The sequence below is a fragment of the Bacillus sp. FSL K6-2944 genome, from assembly GCF_038005385.1.
Classification (GTDB): Bacteria; Bacillota; Bacilli; order Bacillales; family Bacillaceae_G; genus Bacillus_A; species Bacillus_A cereus.
Genome location: NZ_JBBOTE010000022.1, coordinates 1 through 5,053, shown reverse-complemented (window position 1 = coordinate 5,053; position 5,053 = coordinate 1). Strand labels below are relative to the sequence as shown.

Sequence of the window (5,053 nt, the reverse complement as noted above, 5' to 3'; positions counted from 1 at the left end):
CTAGGCTTAATGACAGGGTGCTTGCTCTAATCTGCAGAATAGTTCCCATTAAAAGTAAAATAAACTCACAAAATTTGAAGCACATAGTATTTCATCAAAAGTCATTCAATTTACTGTTGTTTATAAACATAAGTTATGAAACCGAGTGACGCCCTAAATTTACTGAATACAAAATTTAAGTTCAAAACTTGTGAGTTATGACTCTTTTTGTCAAAAACAAACATTTATGTTAACAATAAAACTCCCGTTTTTACTATAATTGGAAAATATCTTGCGGATTACAGCAGCTACCCTGTCACTAAGCCAGCTAGAAAAGAAAGGTCGTTTAGTCCTGTTTAATCTGGAAAATGGACATGAACCGGAAAATCAAAAAGAAGGAGAACGATGGCTTTCTATCTTGGAAGAGAATAAAAAAGCACAGACAATCCCTCAGAAGCGCCTAGAAAGCTTTATAGAGCGTTTAAAAGTGTTTTTAGATAAAATACTAGGGAAAACAAGAGAATTCTCTCTAGAGGGGTTAAAACACTTATCAGAGCAATCCAAACAAGAGAGACAACCAAAGAAAAAAAGAGATAGAGGGATGGAACGTTAGAAAAGGCGATATCCATTACAATGGGTATCGCCTTTTTGTTTTATTTTTGTATAGATAACATGAATTTCATACCTTGTTTAAAGCCTTCTTCATAGGATTCTTTCTTTGTATCCAACATTTTTTGTAACATTGCTCGTTCGATTTCGTCATATTCTTGGAAAGTTAATTTATTTTGTAGATTGTTTAATTCTTGAAAATATTCGATTCTGTTTAATCCTTCTACACCTTGTTCAACAATTATTTCTAATGTTTGGTTTGCAGTTTTCATACTTTTTATCCTCCTTGTATTAAAAAAAGATTTATAGGACAATAAAAAGGCATATGTCGTGTGTGCAGATTCAAGGATGTAGGTGCTCCCTGGTCAGAGGGAGTGCCTTTTTATTTGGCCATTTTAGGCTTCAATTTTTGTTTCAATTTCTTTTAATTTGATGGTCTTTCCTTTAGAACTCAATTCAACTTCGTATCGGATTTTTGAAATATCTTTCCATTCACCTTTTCCAAAATATTGAGGGTTTAATAGAAAAACACCTACTTCTTTACGTATTAGAATCCCCTTTTTAGCTAATTGATTTATTGCATTTGTTACTGATTGCAACTTAATCCCTAAATTAGCAGCTATTATTCTTTTGTAACCAGCGTTTATTATTATGAATTGTCCTTTATCAGCATAAGAAACTGATTTTAATAATTCATACATAACTTTTCCTATCCAACCAGATATTTCAGCTAAAAACATAATGTTATCAAGATAAACTTTTATGTAATCAGGCTCTTTTCCATAGTTAAAGGTGACACTTTGTATTTCTTCAACGATTTCACCATTAGAATTTATGACTTTATTGTTTTCAATCATTGATATCTTAGGCATTTTGACACCTCCTTTTATTTTGTTGAGTTAATATTAACATCTATTTAGAGTTAAATCAACACTTATTTAATGTTAATAATAACTCTTTTTCTCGAGTTAATAAAAAATATACAAAGAGAGTTATTTTTAACACTTATTTAGAGTTATTTCTAACCGTTATAAGAGTTACTTTTAACTGCTATAAGAGTTAATTTTAACTGCTATAAGAGTTAATTTTAAAAATCAAAAAACCACTATAAACCCTTATGTATCAACCAATCTACTAAAAAAATATAAAGCTTCTCTCTTCTTTTATTTTTTAGTAATAATTTTTTATCTTTTTTCTTTAGATTACTAGAGTTAAAAATACTCTTAAAATATAAGCTTTTCTCCAAGCAATGGTCAGGTAGTATTTTTTGAAAAAACCACTCAAAAAATCTCCACCTTTCCTCCATTGCATTCCGAAATTCGGCGGGGATTGGTATGTCGCCAAGCCGAACAGACCAAAAACGAGGATGTAGGTTGCTCGACTTGGATTAGCAATTATACCCGCCGAACCGCCAGTTCTATCGTTCTAAGAAATAAACTTTTTCGAAATATAGTGACGTAAGTTCCTGGGGGCTAGCCCCCAAACCCCCAGCCAGCTCTCTCACCCAAAAACAAGGGGCATTTTAAACTCAAAAGAAAGGACCTTTCTGTTACTCTATATATTTTTATGTGTATCTAGGATTTAATTCGACAGGTACATATGCATCAAACAGAATCACAACAGTGCGCACTTACACAAACTTTTTAAGTTTGTACGTTTCTTCATAAAACATTGACATGTATTATGACCTGCTGGGGCTTTTTTGTTATACTTGTTATGAACCTTTCTAGAACTATTATTTCTACCTATCTAAAAAGAGCACTTCCCTTTTGGGAAGTGCTCTTTTTAGATAGGTAGTTTGTTGTTAATTTAGTTACATATTTTTTTGATTTAATAGCATTAATTATAAGTGCAATTAAATTGATAAATAAAACACATAATATTCAAATAATTAAATTGCGATTATCTTGAAACTGTGGTTTTAAAGGGAGTAAGCGTTGAATTTCATCATTTTTCCGCTTTCTGAAGGGTATATATTTTTATAGACTTATGTATTAAGATAGAAACATGCTAGAAAATACCGGTAAAAAAGAATAAATAAGGAAAAGGGATGGGATTAAAAATGAAGGCTATATTAAGAAATATTGTATCGATGGCTCTTGTACTTGCTTTGTTTACAACTTCTTTCGCTGGAATCTCAAAAGCTCAAGAGATTAATAGTGAAGAAGAAAAATTAGTGCAAGAAGTAGCTGCACAATTGAAATTTGTTGTTGAAGAAGCTGCAATTAAAGATAAACATGGAAGAGTAGTAGATATTGATATTGATATGATAGAAAACAAATATGGTAAAACCGAAGAATTAGAACAATTGAGACAAGAAATCCAACGTGTAAATACACCACCTGGTTATGAAGATCCATTCAAACAAGAAACGGAAGCTGTAGATAACTGTATAGAAAGAAAACTTATAGCAAATTATAAAGAATTTCTATCAGTAGGCTTTATAGGTTCTATTATTGCTAATATTACTAACAAAGAATATGAATTAGCAGCTAGAAAAATGATTAGATTAGGCGTCAAAGGTAATTTAATTGGTTTAGCTGGTCAGCTTGCTTGGTATCTAGGTACATGTATTTATGAAGAAGAAGGCTGGACAGGAAAAACATGGTGATTGATAAAAAACAACCTCTTATTTTCTAGAGGTTGTTTTTTTTGAAGAAAATAACCACATCATAATTTCAAAGAACATTACTATAAATAGTGTTTTTATAAGGTTTTCAAACCAATTAAATTGATTATGATTTGCATAGTTAAAAGCTATTAATACAATATACAGTAGGACTATAAAAATTAACGGTCTCTTATATGTCAAACTCAAATTATTCACCCCTTAAATACTTACTTAGGAAAGTTACCTTAATACTATGTTAACCCAAAGTGCAATGATTTTTAATTAATTTCTATATTTCTCCACATTTGTAACACCCCCCCTTTTTAACGTACTATCCGAAAGAATTATCCTTTCTCAAGGATGTGAGGGTGTAGATCAATGGTAAGTGGAAGATAAATTTTTTGGGGGAATAAAAGCAGTCGGTATGATGAAACCTATAAAGTTATTTTAAAAAATTTTCACGTAATTTTTTAAGTACTAAGTTTATTAATAAAAATTATAGTATGTGTCAACGGTACCGGACCGAACCCGTAAGGGATCGGGAGGATAAGGAGTTGACACACTCACTATGCGACCCTCTTGGATTGTCAAAACGGTAACCGTTTTGACCTGCCAACCGGCGAGGGAGTCCCTCAAGGATTGAGGGGTTGGGGAGTTGGATGAAGGGGGTCAAGGGGAAGAGTTCCCCTTGTAGGTTCGGACAAAGTCCGAGGTGTTTCTTTTCCATGCAGCGCATGGATTGGCGAAGCCAAAGAGCCTCGCAGAGCACGGGGCAAAGAATTTTGCCATAACGTGCTAGGGCAAATGGTTTTGCTCCCTCTCTATTCATGATACACTGGGAATACGAAATGGGGGTGCTTTGGCGTGGCTCACGTTCAAAAATATGCAAAAGGAAATGTACAAGGCTTATCAAACCATTGGGACAGAAAAACGGAAAAACATTCGAATTTGGATATTGATAAGGAACGGTCAGATTTAAATTATGATCTGTGTCAAAAAGAAGGAGATACACTTTCTCGGATGCAGGAGCGATTACATGAAGTACATTGTTTAAATCGAAAAGATGTCAAAGTGTGTGCTGATTGGGTTGTTACGTTACCAGAGAGCTTGAAGGGGATTTCAGAACAGGAACAAAGAGAATTCTTTGAGAAGACCTATGAATTCTTAGCAAATCGTTATGGTGGGGAAAAGAACGTACTTTCAGCCAATGTTCATATGGATGAGACAACACCACATATGCATTTTGCTTTTATGCCTGTTGTATGGGACGAGAAAAAACAACGGGAAAAAGTGTGTGCGAATGATGTGCTGACACGTAAAGAGTTAAAAACATTTCATCAAGATTTAGATACCTTTTTAAAACAAGAAATTCCTCATATCTACAAAGAAGGGATTTTGAACGATAAAACAATCGGTGTAGATACGGTGAAGGATTTAAAAAAGCATTCGGAGGAAATTCAAAAACAAAAAGACCAACAAAAAGCAGATGCGACCGCAGAAATGAAAGTGTTTAAAGAACCTAAGAAAGTGTTAAAAAGAATTGAAGACTCGGTCGAAAAAACATTATTTGGAGATAAGGTCAAATTGCCATCTAAAGATTTTGAGAAATTAAGAGAGTTATCTGTATCTGGAATGAAAGTAAAATATCAAGCTGAAAAAAGAATGGCTGCAGCAACCGAAAAAATTGAGGAGCTCGAAGAGAAGTATTACAAGGCAGATCGTAGGGCAGACCATGCTGAACTTCAATTTAGTTTACTAGAAAAAGAAGTAGACCAGCTGCAAAAACACCGAACAGACGCGATTGTATATAAAAGTATGTTGGAAGATACAAATAGAGGGGCAGACATTAGTGAG

The 5,053-nt window shown here is 33.4% G+C and carries 5 protein-coding genes; 3 read left to right on the top strand and 2 right to left on the bottom strand.

The genetic code is table 11. From position 1 onward, the window contains the following. Positions 1 to 271 precede the first annotated feature (271 nt). Positions 272 to 592, top strand: a complete 321-nt coding sequence (locus tag MHH55_RS36210; protein ID WP_340882933.1) for a hypothetical protein — start codon at positions 272 to 274, stop codon at positions 590 to 592. Between the two features lie 40 nt (positions 593 to 632). Here MHH55_RS36210 and MHH55_RS36205 read toward each other — a convergent pair whose 3' ends face one another. Together MHH55_RS36205 and MHH55_RS36200 are read right to left on the bottom strand one after the other, a co-directional pair. Continuing rightward, entirely contained in the window at positions 633 to 860 is a 228-nt protein-coding gene (locus MHH55_RS36205; RefSeq protein ID WP_078188009.1) for a hypothetical protein, read from the bottom strand. Between the two features lie 123 nt (positions 861 to 983). Then, positions 984 to 1,460, bottom strand: coding sequence for a replication/maintenance protein RepL (locus tag MHH55_RS36200; protein ID WP_078188010.1), 477 nt, complete (start codon positions 1,458 to 1,460; stop codon positions 984 to 986). A 1,178-nt stretch (positions 1,461 to 2,638) separates the two neighbouring features. Here MHH55_RS36200 and MHH55_RS36195 point away from each other — a divergent pair. After that, positions 2,639 to 3,199, top strand: coding sequence for a hypothetical protein (locus MHH55_RS36195; protein ID WP_078188011.1), 561 nt, complete (start codon positions 2,639 to 2,641; stop codon positions 3,197 to 3,199). Positions 3,200 to 4,063: 864 nt separating this feature from the next. Beyond that, on the top strand, positions 4,064 to 5,053 hold a 990-nt coding region (gene mobV / locus MHH55_RS36190), incomplete at its 3' end, for a MobV family relaxase (protein ID WP_340882930.1).

Excerpts from the sequence above, each read along its gene's own strand:
- MHH55_RS36205 (WP_078188009.1), bottom strand. The coding sequence starts at position 860 with ATGAAAACTGCAAACCAAACATTAGAAATAATTGTTGAACAAGGTGTA.
- MHH55_RS36200 (WP_078188010.1), bottom strand. The coding sequence starts at position 1,460 with ATGCCTAAGATATCAATGATTGAAAACAATAAAGTCATAAATTCTAAT.
- MHH55_RS36195 (WP_078188011.1), top strand. The coding sequence starts at position 2,639 with ATGGGATTAAAAATGAAGGCTATATTAAGAAATATTGTATCGATGGCT.